This is a genomic window from Roseateles agri, assembly GCF_034043675.1.
Classification (GTDB): Bacteria; Pseudomonadota; Gammaproteobacteria; order Burkholderiales; family Burkholderiaceae_C; genus KK5.
Window position 1 is genome coordinate 44,032 of sequence record NZ_JAXCLA010000008.1, and the last position, 17,240, is coordinate 61,271.

General features: G+C 69.1%; 20 protein-coding genes. 8 read left to right on the forward strand and 12 right to left on the reverse strand.

What is annotated here, in order from left to right:
• Nucleotides 1-21: 21 nt before the first annotated feature.
• Both SNE35_RS22940 and ribA read left to right on the forward strand, forming a co-directional pair.
• On the forward strand, nucleotides 22-603 hold the full coding sequence (locus SNE35_RS22940; RefSeq protein WP_320425352.1) for a TetR/AcrR family transcriptional regulator: 582 nt from the start codon (nucleotides 22-24) through the stop codon (nucleotides 601-603).
• A 30-nt stretch (nucleotides 604-633) separates the two neighbouring features.
• Entirely contained in the window at nucleotides 634-1,251 is a 618-nt protein-coding gene (gene ribA / locus SNE35_RS22945; protein WP_320425353.1) for a GTP cyclohydrolase II, read from the forward strand.
• An 11-nt stretch (nucleotides 1,252-1,262) separates the two neighbouring features.
• On the opposite strand, the gene SNE35_RS22950 is transcribed toward ribA, so the two are convergent.
• Nucleotides 1,263-2,582: an Nramp family divalent metal transporter gene (locus tag SNE35_RS22950; RefSeq protein WP_320425354.1), complete on the reverse strand. Its 1,320-nt coding sequence runs from the start codon at nucleotides 2,580-2,582 to the stop codon at nucleotides 1,263-1,265.
• Between the two features lie 98 nt (nucleotides 2,583-2,680).
• Between SNE35_RS22950 and SNE35_RS22955 the strand changes: the two genes are divergently transcribed.
• Both SNE35_RS22955 and SNE35_RS22960 read left to right on the forward strand, forming a co-directional pair.
• Nucleotides 2,681-3,166, forward strand: a complete 486-nt coding sequence (locus SNE35_RS22955; RefSeq protein WP_320425355.1) for a glycoside hydrolase family 108 protein — start codon at nucleotides 2,681-2,683, stop codon at nucleotides 3,164-3,166.
• A 73-nt stretch (nucleotides 3,167-3,239) separates the two neighbouring features.
• A complete protein-coding gene (locus tag SNE35_RS22960) occupies nucleotides 3,240-3,722 on the forward strand; it encodes a holin family protein (protein WP_320425356.1) in 483 nt (160 codons plus the stop codon).
• 5 nt (nucleotides 3,723-3,727) lie between these two features.
• On the opposite strand, the gene SNE35_RS22965 is transcribed toward SNE35_RS22960, so the two are convergent.
• Nucleotides 3,728-4,216: an Lrp/AsnC family transcriptional regulator gene (locus tag SNE35_RS22965; RefSeq protein ID WP_320425357.1), complete on the reverse strand. Its 489-nt coding sequence runs from the start codon at nucleotides 4,214-4,216 to the stop codon at nucleotides 3,728-3,730.
• 72 nt (nucleotides 4,217-4,288) lie between these two features.
• Here SNE35_RS22965 and SNE35_RS22970 point away from each other — a divergent pair, with 72 nt between their 5' ends.
• Nucleotides 4,289-5,266 carry a DMT family transporter gene (locus SNE35_RS22970; protein ID WP_320425358.1) on the forward strand — a complete coding sequence of 326 codons (978 nt, stop codon included), beginning with the start codon at nucleotides 4,289-4,291 and terminating at the stop codon, nucleotides 5,264-5,266.
• A gap of 195 nt (nucleotides 5,267-5,461) precedes the next feature.
• Here SNE35_RS22970 and phaP read toward each other — a convergent pair whose 3' ends face one another.
• The 9 genes from phaP to pcaH form a co-directional block, all read right to left on the reverse strand.
• Nucleotides 5,462-5,908, reverse strand: coding sequence for a TIGR01841 family phasin (phaP, locus tag SNE35_RS22975; protein WP_320425359.1), 447 nt, complete (start codon nucleotides 5,906-5,908; stop codon nucleotides 5,462-5,464).
• 78 nt (nucleotides 5,909-5,986) lie between these two features.
• Entirely contained in the window at nucleotides 5,987-7,030 is a 1,044-nt protein-coding gene (locus tag SNE35_RS22980) for a Gfo/Idh/MocA family protein (RefSeq protein ID WP_320425360.1), read from the reverse strand.
• Nucleotides 7,031-7,098: 68 nt separating this feature from the next.
• Nucleotides 7,099-8,331, reverse strand: coding sequence for a bifunctional 4-carboxymuconolactone decarboxylase/3-oxoadipate enol-lactonase PcaCD (pcaCD, locus tag SNE35_RS22985; RefSeq protein ID WP_320425361.1), 1,233 nt, complete (start codon nucleotides 8,329-8,331; stop codon nucleotides 7,099-7,101).
• Nucleotides 8,328-9,668 (reverse strand): 3-carboxy-cis,cis-muconate cycloisomerase, encoded by a 1,341-nt coding sequence (pcaB, locus tag SNE35_RS22990; protein WP_320425362.1) that lies wholly within the window; start codon nucleotides 9,666-9,668, stop codon nucleotides 8,328-8,330. The genes pcaCD and pcaB overlap by 4 nt, the downstream gene beginning before the upstream one ends.
• Entirely contained in the window at nucleotides 9,665-10,876 is a 1,212-nt protein-coding gene (gene pcaF, locus SNE35_RS22995; RefSeq protein WP_320425363.1) for a 3-oxoadipyl-CoA thiolase, read from the reverse strand. Before pcaF ends, pcaB begins: the two co-directional genes overlap by 4 nt.
• Before the next feature lie 30 nt (nucleotides 10,877-10,906).
• Nucleotides 10,907-11,542, reverse strand: coding sequence for a CoA transferase subunit B (locus SNE35_RS23000; RefSeq protein WP_320425364.1), 636 nt, complete (start codon nucleotides 11,540-11,542; stop codon nucleotides 10,907-10,909).
• A gap of 1 nt (nucleotide 11,543) precedes the next feature.
• Nucleotides 11,544-12,248 (reverse strand): 3-oxoacid CoA-transferase subunit A, encoded by a 705-nt coding sequence (locus SNE35_RS23005; RefSeq protein ID WP_320425365.1) that lies wholly within the window; start codon nucleotides 12,246-12,248, stop codon nucleotides 11,544-11,546.
• A 9-nt stretch (nucleotides 12,249-12,257) separates the two neighbouring features.
• A complete protein-coding gene (gene pcaG, locus SNE35_RS23010; protein WP_320425366.1) occupies nucleotides 12,258-12,884 on the reverse strand; it encodes a protocatechuate 3,4-dioxygenase subunit alpha in 627 nt (208 codons plus the stop codon).
• Complete coding sequence (gene pcaH / locus SNE35_RS23015; protein ID WP_320425367.1) at nucleotides 12,881-13,642, reverse strand: protocatechuate 3,4-dioxygenase subunit beta; 762 nt, start codon at nucleotides 13,640-13,642, stop codon at nucleotides 12,881-12,883. Before pcaH ends, pcaG begins: the two co-directional genes overlap by 4 nt.
• 105 nt (nucleotides 13,643-13,747) lie before the next feature.
• On the opposite strand from pcaH, the gene SNE35_RS23020 reads away from it, so the two are divergent.
• From SNE35_RS23020 to SNE35_RS23030, 3 genes are all read left to right on the forward strand, one after another.
• Nucleotides 13,748-14,566: an IclR family transcriptional regulator domain-containing protein gene (locus SNE35_RS23020; protein WP_320425368.1), complete on the forward strand. Its 819-nt coding sequence runs from the start codon at nucleotides 13,748-13,750 to the stop codon at nucleotides 14,564-14,566.
• Between the two features lie 73 nt (nucleotides 14,567-14,639).
• Nucleotides 14,640-15,407: a hypothetical protein gene (locus SNE35_RS23025; protein ID WP_320425369.1), complete on the forward strand. Its 768-nt coding sequence runs from the start codon at nucleotides 14,640-14,642 to the stop codon at nucleotides 15,405-15,407.
• Nucleotides 15,404-15,736 (forward strand): hypothetical protein, encoded by a 333-nt coding sequence (locus SNE35_RS23030; RefSeq protein WP_320425370.1) that lies wholly within the window; start codon nucleotides 15,404-15,406, stop codon nucleotides 15,734-15,736. The genes SNE35_RS23025 and SNE35_RS23030 overlap by 4 nt, the downstream gene beginning before the upstream one ends.
• A 3-nt stretch (nucleotides 15,737-15,739) precedes the next feature.
• On the opposite strand, the gene SNE35_RS23035 is transcribed toward SNE35_RS23030, so the two are convergent.
• Nucleotides 15,740-17,224, reverse strand: coding sequence for an MmgE/PrpD family protein (locus SNE35_RS23035; protein WP_320425371.1), 1,485 nt, complete (start codon nucleotides 17,222-17,224; stop codon nucleotides 15,740-15,742).
• Nucleotides 17,225-17,240: the final 16 nt, after the last annotated feature.

Below are 17,240 nucleotides of genomic sequence, written 5' to 3' on the forward strand. Positions count from 1 at the left end.
CCAGACAATGAAGGCAAGTGAATGGCAGGCGTGCGTCAGTTCGACGAGCAGGAGACCTTCGACAAGTCCATCGAGCTGTTCTGGCGCAAGGGCTACGCGGTGACCTCGATGCAGGATCTGGCCAACGCCACCGGCGTGCAGCGCGGCTCGCTCTACAACGCCTACGGCAGCAAGGACGCGCTGTTCCTGCGCGCCTACGAGGTCCACACGGAGCGCTACCTCGCCAAGGCCCGGCAGGCCCTCGCCCGGCCCACGCTGAAGTCCTCGCTGAACAGCTTCTTCGACTTCATCGTCGACTGGCTGCTGGAGGGTGCGCCGGCACGCGGCTGCCTCAGCACGAAGACCGTGTTCGGCAGCGAACTGGTCGAGCCGCAGATCCGCGACGCCGTCGGCGCCCTGCTCGACGGCCTGGAGGCCGCCGTTCGCGAGCGGCTGTCGCAGCCCGACAAGACCGGCGGCAAGCTCGCGCTGTCACCCGCCAAGGCGGCCCGGCTGGTGATCACCGTGACCCGCGGCATCGTCGTTCTGGAACGCATCTATCCGGACGATCGGCAGCGCCTGCGCGCGGCGGCGGATTCCCTGCTCGAAGTCCTGTTCGAGTGAGGGGATCGGCAAATGAAATATCCTGTGAGGATGTATCAGGATATTGAACAGGCCCTGTGCCGTCTGACGACGGCCCACGGCGACTTCCGCCTTTATGGCTTCAAGGAACCCGGGACCGGCCTGGAGCATGCCGCGCTGTGCTGCGGCGATTTTTCCGACGGCAGCCCGGTGCTCGTCCGCCTGCATTCCGAGTGCCTCACCGGCGACACCTTCGGCAGCTGCCATTGCGACTGCGGACCGCAGCTGCGTGGCGCGCTCGAGGCGATCGCCAAGGAAGGGCGCGGCGCCCTGCTGTACCTGCGCCAGGAAGGCCGCGGCATTGGCCTGCTGAACAAGATCCGGGCCTACGCGCTGCAGGAAAAGGGTGCGGACACGCTGGACGCCAACCGCCTGCTGGGCCTGCCGGCCGATGCGCGCGACTACGGCTTCGCCGCCGCGATGCTGGGCGAGCTGGGCATCTCCAGCGTGCGCCTGCTGACCAACAATCCGCACAAGATGGACAGCCTCAGCAAGCACGGCATCCACGTCGAAGACCGCGTTCCGCTGCAGGTCGGGCGCAACCGGCGCAACGGCGCCTACCTGGACACCAAGGCCCACCGGATGGGCCATCTGTTCGACATCCTGCGCGAAGCGCCGGCCGACGACTGATCGGCGCCGGATCAGCCGGCCAGCAGGTTCCGCAGCAGGGCGGCGTTGGCCAGGCAGATCAGCGCCAGCAGCAGCCAGCCCGCGGCGCGCACCGCCGCCGGTGCGGCCAGCCGGCCCATCAGCCGCGTGTCGCCGTTCATCCGCAGCAGCGGCCAGATCGCAAACGGCAGCTGCAAGCTCAGCACGACCTGGCTGCCGACCAGCATCGGCCCGACGCCGGCCTCGCCCAGCGCCGCCACGCCCGCCCAGGCCGGCAGCAGCGCCAGCGCCCGCGTGGCCAGGCGACGCTGCCAGCACGGGATCTTCAGCTGCAGGAAGCCTTCCATGATCACCTGGCCGGCGATCGTGCCGGTGAAGGTGGAGCTCTGGCCCGAGGCCAGCAGCGCCAGGCCGAACAGCAGCGACGCGCCGGCGGTGCCGACCAGCGGATCCAGCAGGTGGTAGGCCTCCTGGATCTCGGTCACCTCCTTGTGGCCGTTGGCATGGAAGGCACTGGCAGCCAGCACCAGGATCGCGGCGTTGACCAGCAAGGCCAGCGTCAGCGAGATCACCGTGTCGTAGGTGGACAGCCGGATCGCCTCGCGCCGGGCGGCCTCGCCGCTGGCGACATGCCGCGTCTGCACGATCGATGAATGCAGGTAGAGGTTGTGCGGCATCACCGTCGCGCCGAGGATGCCGACGGCCAGCATCAGCGCCTTCGGATCATGGAAGGCCAGCCCGCCCGGCACGAAACCGGCCATCACCGAGGGCCAGTGCGGCCCCACCAGCAGGATCTGGATCAGGAAGCACACGCCGATCGTCGCCACCAGACCCAGCACGATCGCCTCGACCTGCCGGAAGCCGCGCCCTTTCAGGCCCAGCACGAACAAGGTGTCGAGCGCGGTAAGCGCCACCCCCGCCTGCAACGAAATGCCGAACAGCAGGTGCAGCGCCAGCGCGGTGCCCAGCACCTCGGCCACGTCGCAGGCGATGATGGCCAGTTCCGCCATCAGCCACAGCATCAGGTTCACCGGCCTGCTGTAGCGCTGGCGGCAGGCCTGAGCCAGGTCCAGCCCGGTCGCCAGCCCCAGGCGCAGGGCCAGGGCCTGCAGCAGCATCGCGGCCAGGCTGGACGCCAGCACCACCCACAGCAGCGCCGGCCCGAAGCGGGAACCCGCCTCGATGTCGGTGGCCCAGTTGCCCGGATCCATGTAGCCGACGGAGACCAGCAGGCCCGGCCCCGCGACCTTCAGCAGCCGCTTCCACAGCGGCGCCTGGCTCGGGATCACGACGGAACCGCGGACTTCGGAGGGACAGAAAGGCGCGGTGGCGGTCGTGGGGAGTCCGAACATGGGCCGCATTGTGCGTGAAGCGCGGTCCCCCTTTTGTGGATGCGCGGGCTCCCGATCCTTGGCATAACGGCCAGGTTCGACTCACACGTGAGGCAGCCATGGCGGATTTCTCATCGGCGGTCACCAATACGATCGCCAACGAAGGCGGCGCCCGGTACACGGAGATCCCGGGCGACGCCGGCGGCGCGACCAAGTTCGGCATCTCCAAGCGCGCCTACCCGCAGCTGGACATTCGCATGCTGAGCGAAGACCAGGCGCGCGAGATCTACCGGCGCGACTACTGGAACGCGGTCAAGGGCGACGACATCGTGTCGCAGGCCGTCGCCGAGAACCTGTTCGACAGCGCGGTCAACCTGGGCGTCGGGCGCGCGGTGCGCCTCGCGCAGCTGACGGTCGGTGTGGCGCAGGACGGCGTGCCCGGCACCGACACCATCACCGCCATCAACCAGGCGCCGCCGGATCGCTTCGTCGCCGACTTCACGCTGGCCAAGATCGCCCGCTACGTCGGCATCTGCAACAAGGACCGCTCGCAGAGCAAATTCCTGCTCGGCTGGCTCAACCGCGCGATGGGGACCCAAGCATGAGCGCCGCGCCGGGCCGCCCCAAGCAAGCTCGCTCCCGCTTGGCGGGACAGGCCGCAGGCCGAAGGGTGCACCAATGAGCGTCATCAGCAGCCTGCTCGCCGGTGGCGCCGGCAACCTCGTGGATTCCGTCAGCAACGCCGTCGACAAGTTCGTGACGACGGACAAGGAGCGGATGGAGCAGCAGATCGAGCGCGAAAAGACGCTGATGGACCATGAGTTCCGCATCGCGCAGCTCGACCAGCAGCTTTCGCTCGGCCAGATCGAGGTCAACAAGGTCGAGGCCGCCAACCCCAGCGTCTTCGTCGCCGGCTGGCGCCCCTTCATCGGCTGGATCGCCGGCGTCGCGATGACCTACCAGTTCCTCGGCTACCCGCTGCTCACCTGGCTGTGGGCCTTCCTGCAGGCGAAGAACATGGTGCCCACCTCGGTCGGCGCGCCGCAGCCGCTGCAGGTCGACCAGCTGTGGGTCATCATCACCGGCATGCTGGGCATCGGCGGGATGCGCTCGTACGAGAAGGTCAAGGGCGTGGAGACGAAGGACGTCGGCAACAAGTAAACGCCTCAGGGAATGACGATGCCTGCGCCCGCCTTCACCCGGTCCAGCGCGATCAGCGTGCGGTAGCTGCGCACGCTGTCGTTCTCGGCGAACAGGCGGCGGGTCAGCCGCTCATAGGCGGGCATGTCCGGCGCCACGATCACCAGCACGAAGCTGACGCCGCCGGTCACGTAGTAGCACTGCTGTACCTCCGGCGTGTCGCGGAACAGCGCCTTCGCGCGATCGACCATCGCAGCGCGCTCGTTCTCCAGCTGCACCTCGACGAGCGCGGTGATCGTCGCGGCCACGGCCTGCGGATCGACCAGCGCGACGTTGCCGGCGATGACGCCGCCCTGCTCCATCGCCGCGATGCGCCGCTGCACCGCCGCAGCGGACAGGTTCACCTGCTCGGCGATCGTGCGCTGCGGCGTCTTGTTGTCGCGCTGGACGATGCGCAGGATCGCGCGGTCGTAGGCGTCCAGCGTGCTCTCCTGGCCGGCGGGCTTCTTCGGCATGGCGGGTTTTTGTTGCGTTTGGCGCCCGAATATAGAGTGATTTCATCCAGCAGGCGTGAATACGATGCACAGATGAACACTGCTGCAGCATCTCCCGTGCAGGACGGGCGCCAACTCGCGGGTCTGGCCTGCGGCCTCGGCGCCGGCGCGCTGTGGGGCCTCGTCTTCCTGGCGCCCGAGCTGGTGCGCGAGTTCAGCCCGCTGCAGCTCAGCGCCGGTCGCTACCTCTGCTACGGGCTGATCGCCGCCCTGTTGCTGGCGCCGCGCTGGCAGGCGCTCGCGCCGCGCATCGGCGTGGCCGAGTGGCGCCGGCTCGCCTGGCTGGCCCTGGTGGGCAACACGCTGTACTACGTGCTGCTCTCCACCGCGGTGCAGACCGGCGGCATCGCGATGACCTCGCTGGTCATCGGCTTCCTGCCGGTGGCGGTGACGATCATCGGCAGCCGCGACCAGGGGGCTGTGCCGCTGGCGCGCCTGCTTCCTTCGCTGCTGCTGTGCGCGGCCGGGGCGGTCTGCATCGGCTGGCAGGCGCTGGCAGGCCCCGCCACAACACAAGGCCTGTTGGGCTTGATCTGCGCCATCGGCGCGCTGGCCTCGTGGACGACCTATGCGGTCGGCAATGCGCGCAGCCTGGCGCGGCTGGGGCCGCAGGTGTCGGCGCACGACTGGAACCTGCTGACCGGCGTCTCCACCGGCCTTCAGGGCCTGCTGCTGATGCCGCTGGCGCTCGCCTTCGGCAGCACCGAGCACGGAGCCGACGCCTGGCTGCGCTTCGGTGCCGTCTCGGCGGGCGTGGCCGTGCTGGCCTCGATGTTCGGCAATCTGCTCTGGAACCGGATGAGCCGCCTGCTGCCGCTCACGCTCGTCGGCCAGATGATCCTGTTCGAGACCCTGTTCGCCCTGCTCTACGGCCTGGCCTGGGAGCGGCGGCTGCCGGGCGGACTCGAAGTGGCGGCGCTGACCTGCGTCGTCGGCAGCGTGCTGGCCTGCCTGCATGCGCACCGCAGGCCCAACGCGCCACGAGCTACATCGACTTCGGCGGATCGCTGACCGGCGGTGACTGCGAGGGTGCCGGAGGATCGGTGACCGGCGGTTCGCCAACGGACGGGGGTGGAGCCGGCGGAGGCGCCGATGGCGGCTGCGGCGGAACGTCGTGCAGAAGCTGGGGAAGTTTTTCTTGCATGCACGCTGTGGGCAAGCCGTGTTCCGGCTCGCCCATTGCGGCTTGCGGCCCGCGACCTGAACCTACTTACCCGTCTTCGGCGTCATCATCTTCTTGATCTCGGCCATGTGTTCGTTGGCCCGTTCGGTGATGTGCGCGGCGGCCTCGGCATGCGATTGGCGGGCCATCTCGGCGAGTTCCTTCATGTCCTGCAAGGCCTTCTCGCAGGCCTTGCGGGCCAGGTCGGCCTGCTTGCCGGGGTCGGTGGCGTTCTTGCCGCTTTCCTGGATGCTCTGCATTGCAGCCTTGAACATCTCGGCCTGCTTGGCGCCCATCGTTACCATCGAGTCGTAGGCCGCCTTGTTGGCAGCCACCAGGGCTTCCAGGTCCTTGCGGCGCGCCTCGACGATCGCCTCCATGTCTACGCCGGGCAGCTTGAAGCCGGCGATCATCTTGCCGACGTCGCCGAACGGGTTGCTGCTGGTGTCCGCCGAGGTGCTGTTGCTGCCGGTGCCGCGCTTGATGACCATGTCCGAGTCTCCTGTGTGTCGAGGGGATGGCGCATCGTCGGCGCGGCATCGTGCCGCGTCAAGCAGCTTCGGGCAGGGTCAGCGCTTCACCGGTTCGGCCAGGCCGCTGCGCGAGCTGCGAGCGATAGCTTCGAGCGTGACCATATTGTCCAGACTGGCCTCGGCGGCTCGGCCGATCGCGTCGAAATCGCATTCGCGCACCACCTTCGCGAAGGCCTCGGCGGCGAAGCGGAAGCCGCTGCCGACGCCGCTCTCCACCCGCTCGAACGGCGTGTTGATGCCGCGGCGCAAGCGCATCTCGCTGGGCACATAGCCCCAGGCGTCGCCGCCGGGCACGTCGCTCGTGTGGTTCAGGTACTCGGTCTCGATCGCACCGGCGCTGCCGATGATCAGCGCGCGGCGGTGGACGGCCGTGTCCATCGCGCAACTGAGCTGCGCCTGGCGGCCGTCGGCATAGTGCAGCGTGGCCGTGGTGCCGATGTCCACGCCGCTGGGGTCCCAGCGCGCCTCGGCCCGCACCTCCACCGGTGCCTCGCCCATCGCCAGGCGGATGATGGACAGCGCATAGCAGCCGGCATCCAGCAGCGCGCCGCCACCCAGGGCCGGATCGAAGCGGATGTTGCCGGTCGGCTTGGACAGCGAGAAGCCGAAGCTGGCCTGCACGCCGCGCACCTTGCCGATCGCGCCGCTGTGCAGCAGCTCCAGCATCGCGCCGGTCTGCGGCTGGAAGTAGTACGGGTAGGCCTCCAGCAGGACGATCTCGTTGCGCCGCGCGGCGTCGAACATGCGCTCGGCCTCGGCCAGGCCCAGCGACAGCGGCTTCTCGCACAGCACGTGCTTGCCGGCGTCGGCGGCCTTGATCGCCCATTCCGCATGCAGGCTGTTGGGTAGCGGGATATAGACGGCGTCGACCTCGTCGTCGGCCAGCAACGCCTCGTAGCTGCCGAGGCTGCGCGGGATCTTCAGGTCGGCCGCGAAGGCCGCGGCCGTCTCGGCCTTGCGGCTGGCCGCGGCGACGATGCGCACGTCGGGGCTGGGCATCGCGTCGCGCACGAATTGGCGCGCGATGTTGGCGCAGCCGAGGATGCCGATGCGCAGCGGCGAGGATGGGGACATGGCCATGGTCAGGAAACTCCTCCGGGTTGTTTGTTCGACCCGGGGAGTATCGTCAAGACCGCGATTGCTTGCAGTCAGACCCTCTGCAGGAACTCCCGCACCAGCGCGGCGAACTGCTGCGGCTGCTCGGCCACGCTGAGGTGGGAGGCCTCGTCCAGCACGACCAGGCGTGCGCCAGCGATGCGGCTGCTGATCGCCTCGGCCATGCTCGGCGGCGCGCCGGCATCCAGGGCGCCGGCCAGCACCAGGGTCGGCGCCTTGATCTCCGGCAGGCGCGACAGCCAGTCCACCCCGGCCACCGCCGCGCAGGCGGCGACATAACCGCGAGGATCAGCGTGCTGGATCTTGGCGCGCAAGGCTGCGGCCTTGGCCGGATGTTCACGCCGGTAAGCCTCGTGCAGGTAGCGCTCGACGACCATGTCGGCGATCACCGTCATGCCGCCCTGCTCCACCTTCTCGATGCGCTGCTGCCAGCCGGCCTTGGCGGCTTCCGGGTACTGGGCCGTTGTGTTCGCAAGCACCAGGCCGCGGACCAGCTCCGGGTGGCGGATGCCCAGGCCCTGGCCGACCATGCCGCCCATCGACAGCCCGACCCAGACGACCGGCCCCACGCCCCACTCGCGGATCACGCGGGCCGCGTCGTCGACCAGTTCGTCCATCGTGTACGGGCCGGCCGGCACGGCAGAGCGGCCATGGCCGCGCTGGTCGTAGCGCAGCACCGGGTGGCCGGCGGCCGCCAGCTCGTCGGCCAGGTCGTCCCACATGTCGACGTCCAGGCCCAGCGCATGCGCGAGCACCACTGGCGCGCCCGGCCCGGCGCCTTGCAAGGCGATGTGCAATTGCGGCAGGCTGAAGGTCTGATGCGTCGCCACGCGGCGCGCCGGCGTCAGCGGTGCCGGTTCGACGGCGATGCCTTCCTTCTTCAGCAGCTCAACGAAGATCTTGAACGCCGTGTTCGCTGCCGGCACGCCGCAGTAGATTGCGCCCTGCAGCAGCGTTTCCTTGATCTGCACCAGGCTCACGCCGGACCCGGGCTGCTGGCTCGCGCGGACGGCCGCGCCGCAGTGTAGCTCGAACTCCTCCCAGCGCGCCAGACCCATCGTCATGCCCAGCACCAGCAGGCGCCGGGTCGGGTGGTCCAGGCCCGGGCGGCCCCAGACGTCGTTCCAGGCGAAGCGGGTGATGAAGTCCTGGAACTCGGCGTTGAAGGCGTTGGCACCGGCGGTCGATCGCTCGACCCAGGCCTCACCCAGCACGCTGCGGCGGTTCTTCAGGCCGCGCTCGAAATCGTCTTGCCGGTCGCTCATGGCTTCTTCTTTCCCCATCCATCGAATTGCCGCGCAGCGATCGCTATCGCCGGCTGCGCGGCCCGGTCTGCATCGAACAGCGCGTCCAGCTCCTGCGGCGTCAGCGTCGGGTCCACCGAGAGATCGACCAGCGCCTTCAGCGGCCGCTTCTCGCGCAAGGCCGTCTGCGACCACTGCTCGATCACGTGATGCGCCTTCGCCTTGCCGATGGCCTTCGCGAGCCGCATCGACAGCGCCTCGGCGAACACCAGGCCCTGCAGCCGGTCGATGTTGGCGCGCATCTGCACGGCGTCCACCGTCAGGCCCGCGGCGGCCTCGGCCAGCGCGCGGACCGCGCCGTGGGTGGACACGAAGAGCCCCACCCATTCGGCCAGCTCGGCCTGCCAGTTGCCCAGGCCCCGCTCGTGTTCCTGATCCATCGCCGCGAGCAGCCCGGCTACGCGTTGCGGCACGCGGCCGGCCGCGGCCAGCGCGACCAGCGAGGACACCGGATTGCGCTTGTGCGGCATTGCGGACGATCCACCGCGGCCGCCGCCCGAGGGTTCGGCCAGCTCGCCGATCTCCCCCTGGGCCATCAGCGACCAGTCACGCGCGATCTTGCCGAGGCTGCCGCAGAGGATGCCCACCTGCGCACCCAGGGTCAGCCACTCGTCGCGCTGCGTGTGCCAGGCGGTCGGCGGCAGACGCAGCCCGAGCGCCTCGGCCACCTTGGCGGCCACGGCCGGGCCCTGCTCGCCCATCGCAGACAGCGTGCCGACTGCACCGCCGAACTGCAGCTGCAGTCCGCGTTCGGCCGCTTCGCCGATGCGCTCGCGGGCGCGCAGCAGCGGAGCGGTCCAGGCCGCGAGCTTGAAGCCGAAGCTGATCACCTGGGCCGGCTGCATCAGCGAGCGGGCCAGCACCGGCGCGGCGCCGTGCTGCTCGTAAAGCTTGCGCAGGCTGGCGATCAGTGCGTCCAGGTCGGCGGTGATCAAGGCCAGCGCCTGCCGGGTCGCCAGCACCATCGCGGTGTCGACGACGTCCTGGCTGGTGCTGCCCCAGTGGACATAACGGCCCGCCTCGGCGTCATGCGCGGCGACCCGTTCGGTCAGCTGCTTCACCAGCGGGATCGCCAGGCTGCCGGCCGTGCGGCTGGCCGCGACGACGGTGGCCGCGTTGAAGAACTCGGCGCGGCAATGCCGGGCGATCTCGTCGGCGGCGGCCTGCGGAACCAGGCCGACGTCGCCTTGTGCTCGCGCCAAGGCGGCCTCGAAGTCCAGCATCCGCTGGACGATGGCCTCCTGGCCGAAGACCTCGCCGATCTCCGCCGTCGACAGGAACCCTTCGAAGGGATTCACACGCGTTCGACGATCAGCGCGATGCCCTGGCCCACGCCGATGCACATCGTGCACAGCGCGTAGCGGCCTTTGATGTTGTGCAGCTGGTTCACGGCCGTCGTCACCAGCCGCGCACCGCTGGCGCCCAGCGGGTGGCCCAGCGCGATGGCGCCGCCGTTCGGGTTGACGCGCGGGTCGTCATCTTGCAGCCCCAGATCGCGCAGCACCGCCAGGCCCTGCGAGGCGAAGGCCTCGTTCAGCTCGATCACGTCCATCTGCGCGAGCGAAAGGCCGGTCTGCGCCAACACCTTGCGCGTGGCCGGTGCCGGACCGAAGCCCATGATGCGCGGCGCCACGCCGGCGGTGGCCATGCCGACGACGCGGGCGCGCGGCGTCAGGCCGTTCTTTGCGGCGGCGGCTTCGCTGGCCAGCAGCAGCGCGCAGGCGCCGTCGTTGACGCCGGAGGCATTGCCGGCCGTCACCGTGCCGTCGGGCCTGACCACGCCCTTGAGCTTGGCCAGCGCTTCCAGCGAGGTCTCGCGCGGATGCTCGTCCTTGCTGACGACGATCGCATCGCCCTTCTTCTGCGCGATCGTCACCGAGACGATCTCCTTGTCGAAGAAGCCCGCCTTCTGCGCGGCCACGGCCTTCAGCTGCGAGGCCAGCGCCATGCGGTCCTGCGACTCGCGGTCGATCTTGAAATCCACGGCGACGTTCTCGGCCGTCTCGGGCATCGAGTCGACGCCGTACATCTCCTTCATCAGCTTGTTGACGAAGCGCCAGCCGATCGTGGTGTCGTAGACCGCATTGGCGCGGCTGAAGGCGCTCTCGGCCTTGGGCATCACGAAGGGCGCGCGGCTCATGCTCTCGACGCCGCCGGCGATCATCATCAACGCCTCGCCGCTCTTGATCGCGCGGGCCGCGGTGCCCACCGCGTCCATGCCGGAGCCGCACAGGCGGTTCAGCGTAGAGCCCGGCAGCTCGATCGGCAGGCCGGCCAGCAGGCTCGACATGCGGGCGACGTTGCGGTTGTCCTCTCCGGCCTGGTTGGCGCAGCCGTAGAGCACGTCGCTGACGGCCTGCCAGTCCACGCCCGGGTTGCGCGCCATCAGCGCCTTCAGCGGGATCGCGCCCAGGTCGTCGGTACGCACCGAGGACAGCGCGCCGCCGTAACGGCCGAAGGGCGTGCGGATGGCGTCGCAGATGAAGGCTTCTTGCAGTTGGCTCATGGGGTTGACTCCTCGGTACTTCTGTCTCGTTTACGAATGCAGGGCTGCGGCAGTGAGCTTCTGAAGCTCCTCGAAGCTCAGGCCCTCGACCATCTCGATCACCTTCAGGCCCTGCGGCGTCACGTCGATGACCGCCAGGTCCGTGTAGATGCGGCTGACGCAGGCGATGCCGGTCAGAGGGTAGCTGCATTGTTCGACCAGCTTGCTCTCGCCGGTCTTGGTCGTGTGCTCCATCATCACGAAGGTCTTCTTCGCGCCGATGGCGAGGTCCATCGCGCCGCCGACGGCCGGGATCGCATCCGGCGCGCCGGTGTGCCAGTTGGCCAGGTCGCCGTTGGCGGACACCTGGAAGGCGCCCAGCACGCAGATGTCCAGATGGCCGCCGCGCATCATCGCGAAGCTGTCGGCGTGATGGAAGAAGGAGCCGCCGGGCAGCAGGGTCACCGGTTCCTTGCCGGCGTTGATCAGGTCGTAGTCTTCCTCGCCCTTGGCCGGTGCCGGGCCCATGCCGATGACGCCGTTCTCGCTGTGCAGCACCACCTCGCGGCCGGCCGGCAGGTGGTTGGCCACCTTGGTCGGCAGGCCGATGCCGAGGTTCACGACGGCGCCGTCGAAGATGTCCTGCGCGACGCGCTGGGCCATCTGGTCTTTCGTCCATTTGTTCATCTCATGCTGCCTTCTTGAAGCCACCGGCCGTGGTGGCGACGCGATCGATCTTGACGAGGCGCTGGACGAAGATGCCCGGCGTCACGACCGTCTCCGGATCGATGGCGCCGAGTTCGACGATCTCATGCACCGTCGCCACCGTCACCTTGGCGGCCATCGCCATCACCGGGCCGAAATTGCGCGCGGTCATCCGGTAGACGAGGTTGCCCCAGCGGTCGCCGGCCTCGGCCTTGATCAAGGCGTAGTCGGCGTGGATCGGCGATTCGAGCACGTACATGCGGCCGTTGATCTCGCGCGTCTCCTTGCCCTCGGCGAGCTTGGTGCCGTAGCCGGTCGGCGTGAAGAAGCCGCCGATGCCGGCACCGGCGGCGCGGATGCGCTCGGCCAGATTGCCCTGCGGCACCAGCTCCAGCTCGATCTGGCCGCTGCGGTACAGGCCATCGAAATGATGGCTGTCCGCCTGGCGCGGGAAGGAGCAGATGATCTTCCTCACCCGCTTCTTGGCCAGCAGCGCGGCCAGGCCCGTGTCGCCGTTGCCGGCGTTGTTGTTGACGATGGTCAGGTCGCGCGCGCCCTGCTCGATCAGTGCCTCGGTCAGCTCATTGGGCAGGCCGGCGGTGCCGAAGCCGCCGATCATGACGGTGGCGCCGTCGGGTACGTCGGCAAGCGCGGCGTGGACGCTGTCGTGGATCTTGTTGATGGGCATATTGCGGCCTCAGATGTCGAAGAAGACGGTTTCGTTGTCGCCCTGGATGCGGATGTCGAAACGGTAGACCGTGCGGCCGTCCACGACTTCCCGTTGCGCGACCAGCGTTGCGCGGCGGGCTTCCCACTCGATCAGGTTCAGCACCGCGTCCTTCCTGTTCGCCTCGGCCTCGTCGCTGAAATAGATGCGCGTGTTCAGGCCCAGGTTGATGCCGCGGGCGACGATCCAGACGTTGATGTGCGGCGCCATGAAGCGGCCGTTCCGGCCGGCGACGGGACCGGGCTTGATCGTCTCGAAGTGATAGACACCGGTCTCGAAGTCGGTGCAGCCGCGGCCCCAGCCGCGGAAGTTCGGGTCGATCGCCTTGCCGGCCTGCAGGTCGCCGGGATGGTCGTACTTGCCCTCGGCATTGGCCTGCCAGATCTCGATCAGCACGTCCTTCAAGACTGTGCCGATGCCGTCGAACACACGACCCTCGATGCGGATGCGCTCGCCCTGGGTCTGGTCGTTGACCAGCACCGGGCCGAAGTTGCTCTCGAAGATGTCGAAGCCCGCGGCCTGCGGCGCCAGCCCGATGTGGACGTAAGGGCCGGCCGTCTGCGAGGCGGTCTCGCGCTTGATCTGCGGCGCGTTCATTTGGCACCTCCACCGTTCACGGCGTTCTCGAACAGCGTGGCGCGCTGGCCGCGCAGCACGATGTCGAAGCGGTAGGCGCGGCTGTCCAGTTGCACGAAGGCGCTGGTGTCCTGCAGCGCGACCAGGCCGCGGATCTGCTCCTCGTCGGGGATGGTGCGCAGGATCGGGCAGGTGGCGATCAGCGGATCGCCCTCGAAATACATCTGCGTGATCAGGCGCTGCACCCAGCCGCTGCCGCTGATCGCGTAGTGGATGTGGGCCGGGCGCCAGTCGTTGACACGGTTGCGCCAGGGGTAGGGGCCGGGCTTGATCGTGCGGTAGGCGTAGTAGCCGTTCTCATCGGTCAGCATGCGGCCGCAGCCGCCGAAGTTCGGGTCCAGCGCGCCGATGTAGCCGTCCTTCTTGTGACGGTAGCGGCCGCTGGCGTTGGCCTGCCAGACCTCCACCAGCGCGTTCTTCACCGGCCGGCCGAGTTGGTCCTGCACGAAGCCGTGGACGATCACGCGCTCGCCGACGGGCAGGCCGTCCTTGGCGTAGTTCATGATCAGGTCGTTGTCGAGCGGGCCCAGTTCCTCGGCGCGGAACTGCGGCGCGGTGACTTCGGACAGCGACTGCTGCAGCGAGATCAGCGCCAGCTTCGGCGAGCGCAGCACGCTGGTCTTGTAGCCCGGCGCATAAGCCGGCGGATGCGAGGTGGTGTCCCGCATCATGTATTCGGCGTCAGGCGCCGGGGCTCTGCCGGTCAGGCTCATCGTCATGTCTCCATCCGATCCACGACCAAAGTCTAGTGAGCCGCCATTCTTGCCACAAGTGCGATCATCGAATTACAGTTCGATAATCGAACATCAACCGAAGGACGAGAGATGGCCCAAAGCGACGGCGCGGCACCTGAAGCAGCCTCCGACGAAAGCCTGGCCAACGAGGGCGCTGGCGACCCGAACTTCATGACCTCGCTGGCCCGCGGCCTGCAGGTGCTGCGCGCCTTCTCGGAGTTCCGCCGCCAGCTGACGATCGCGCAGGTGAGCCAGGCCACCGGCATGTCGCGCGCGGCGGCGCGCCGCTGCCTCTACACCTTGCAGAAGCTCGGCTACGTGGCCGAGGACGACCGCCGCTTCTCGCTGCGGCCGCAGGTGCTCGCGCTGGGCCACGGCTACCTGTCGTCGACGCCGCTGGCGGTGGTCGCGCAGCCCTACCTCGACAGCGTCAGCCGCACGCTGCGCGAATCGTGCTCGATCGCGATCCTCGACGGCGAGGACATCGTCTACATCTGCCGCTCGGCCGAGACGCGGATCATGTCCATCAGCCTGATCGTCGGCACCCGGCTGCCGGCCTACTGCACATCCATGGGCCGCGTGCTGCTGGCCCAGCTGCCGCCGCCGGCGCTGGAGCAGTACCTGTCCACCGCGCAGTTGGTTGCGCGCACCGGCCAGACCAGTACCTCGCCGGCACGGCTGCGCAAGATCCTGGCGGAGACGCGTGCGCAAGGCTACGCGATGATCGACCAGGAACTGGAGGTGGGCCTGCGCTCGATCGCCGTGCCGATCCGCGACCTGCGCGGCCAGGTGATCGCCTCGATCAATGTCGGCGCGCATGCGGCGCGCGTGAGCCTGGAGGAGATGCAGACCCGCTTCCTGCCCGCGCTGCAGGGCTGCGCGGCAGAGCTGGGGCAACTGCTGGTGTAGCGGCCGGGCATCCGGCTTGCCGCATCGAAGGACGATGCTGAGCCTTGCCCTTCGTATGACGGCCCTGTTGACCATGGCGCTCTGGACCGCCAGCGCCGCCGCCGAGGACGCCCTGCCCGCCGTCACCGTCAGCGGCACGGCGACCGCCGCGGTCGAGAAGTCCTACCGCCGCATGCTGCGCGGCATGGACCTGTTCGAGCGCGAACGCGCCGCACTGGCCCCCCAGGCGACGCTGCGTTTCAAGCTGCTGCCCCGCAAGCCCGGCACCAACATGGACCACCTGACCTTGGAGATCGACGGCAAGAGCTTCGATGAGCAGTTGCCGGTCGCGCCGGACCACACCTTCACGCTGCCGCGCGATGCCCGCGCCGAGGCCGAGGACGCCGTGGTGACGCCGAACCGGCGCAAGCTCTCGATGACCTGGCGCACCGAGATCCGCACGCCGGGCCTGGCGGCGGGCGAACGCCGCCTGGGCGACCTGCGCCTGGAATGCCTGGTCGGGATCGAGGCGGGGCTGGTGTCGAACAGCGACCCGCTGGGCCGCATCGCGGACCTGTTCACGAGCCCGCGCAGCTACTGCGGCCAGGCCGATGCGCGCTATCTGTTCTTCGCCGAGCGGCCGCTGTTCGCCGTGACCCTGGTCAGCGGCGCGCGGCGCGAAACGCTGCCGATCGACAAGCTCTACGCGACGGCCAGCGACGACCCCGGCCTGAAGCACGACCTGCCCTATTGCGACTGCGAGGTGCTGGTCGACCGCAGCTACTTCCTGCCGCTGGGCGACAAGAGCTGGCCGGACGACACGCGGGTGGAGTTCGAATACATGGACGATCCGCCGCCATGAAGCGCCTGCTGCTTTCCCTCGTCCCGCTCGCTCTGGCGGCCGGCTGCGCAGGCCCCGTGACGACCGAAGCGCCCCGCGCGCCCGACGGCGAATCGCTGGCGCCCGAGGCCGCGCAGTCTCGCGTACCCCCCGGCGCCACCCAGGCCGAGGTGGCCGCCGCGCTGGGCCCCGCCCTACAGGTCGACTTCGACAACGGCCATGCCGTCTGGGCCTACCGCTGGCCCGATGCGGCCGAGCCACGCAACACGCGGGCGGCGAGCGAACTGGTGATCCTGTTCGACAGCGCGGGCCGCGTGCAGAAGCTGCGGCTGCGGCCCGGCTACCGCTGAGCGCTATCGCTGCAGTGCGCCCACACGCAGGATCTCGCCCGCGTCCTTCAGCTGCCAGCCGTTCCAGCACAGGTCCATCAGCTTGCGCGTCTGCGCGGCCGGCAGGATGTCCTCGGCCTGGCCGGAGAACTTGTCCTCCAGTTGCTTGTCCGACATCGGATGCAACTGGCTGCCCACCGCGTGCTCGATGAACAGATGCAGCTGGCGGCCGTCCTGCAGCAGCACGGTCATGTCCACCTGGTCGGCCTTGATCGCCGGGTCGACGATCGCCTCCACCTTCTTGCGCAGCGCGATGACGGTCGGGTCCTGCACCGTCTTGTCGCTGAAGGCCTGGTCGCCGCCACGGCCGGTCACCAGCGCTGCCGCCACCGCGTGGTAGACGCTGAACTTGCCTTCCAGGCCCATGCCGGGCTCGGTCTTGCCCATCAGGTTCAGCACCAGCGGATGGACCTTCAAGGTGACCGCCTTGATCTGCTCCGGCTTGAGCTGGTTCGCTTCGCGCAGCTGGATGGCCGCGTCGATGGCCGGGTGGGCGACGATGCCGCAGGCAAAGGGCTTGTAGGTGTTCAGCCCGATCTCGTAGCGCTCGCCGAGGCCGCGCGTCACTTCGCTCCAATCGTGGCGCGAGCTGGCAGCCTGGCCCCAGCCGTCGAAACCTTCGATGGCCACCTTCGAGGCCGTGTAGCCCTGCTCGGCCAGCAGCGCCGCGAGCATGCCGTTCTGCGCCGCCTTGCCGGGGTGGAAGCTCTTGGTGTCGGAGCCGAACTGCACCTTCAGGCCCACCGGCTGCGAAGCCGCGATGCCCAGCGCGTGGATCATCCGCTCCTCGTCCAGGCCCAGCACGCGGCCCACTGCTGCGGCGGCGCCGAACACGCCGGTGGTGCCGGTGATGTGCCAGCCCATCGCGTAGTGCTCGGGGAACACCGAGTTGCCCATGCGGCATTCGATCTCGCCGCCCAGCACCAGCGCGTGCATGAAGTCGGCGCCTGAGACCGGCCGGTATTCGGCGAAGGCCGTCAGCGCCGAGGCCACGGGGCCAGCCGGGTGGATGATGGTCTTCAGGTGCGTGTCGTCGAAGTCGAGCACATGCGAGCTGATGCCGTTGATCAGCGCGGCGTTCAGCGCGTCGAAGCGCTCGCTGCGGCCGAACAGGCCGGCCTGCGCCGGACCCGAGAAGGGCTTCAGCGCCTTGATCGCGCGCTGCGGCGCGTCCTGCCGCGAGCCACCGACGGCGCAGCCGACCCAGTTCATCAGGGTGCGCGCCGCTTCTTTGCGCACCGCATCGGGCAGCTGCTGCAGCGGTGCGGTGGCGGCGTAGTGGGCGAGGATGCGCGTCACCGGCTCGGGCGGCGGGCCCTTGGGCGCGGCGCCGGGCGGGGCGGCCTGCGTGGCAGTCTGGGCCAGCGCCTGGCCGGCGCCGAGGCCGGCAGCCAGTGCGCCGGCGGTGCCGCGCACCAGCATCTGGCGGCGGTCGAATGTGTTGCTCATGGGTCTCCTCCAGGGA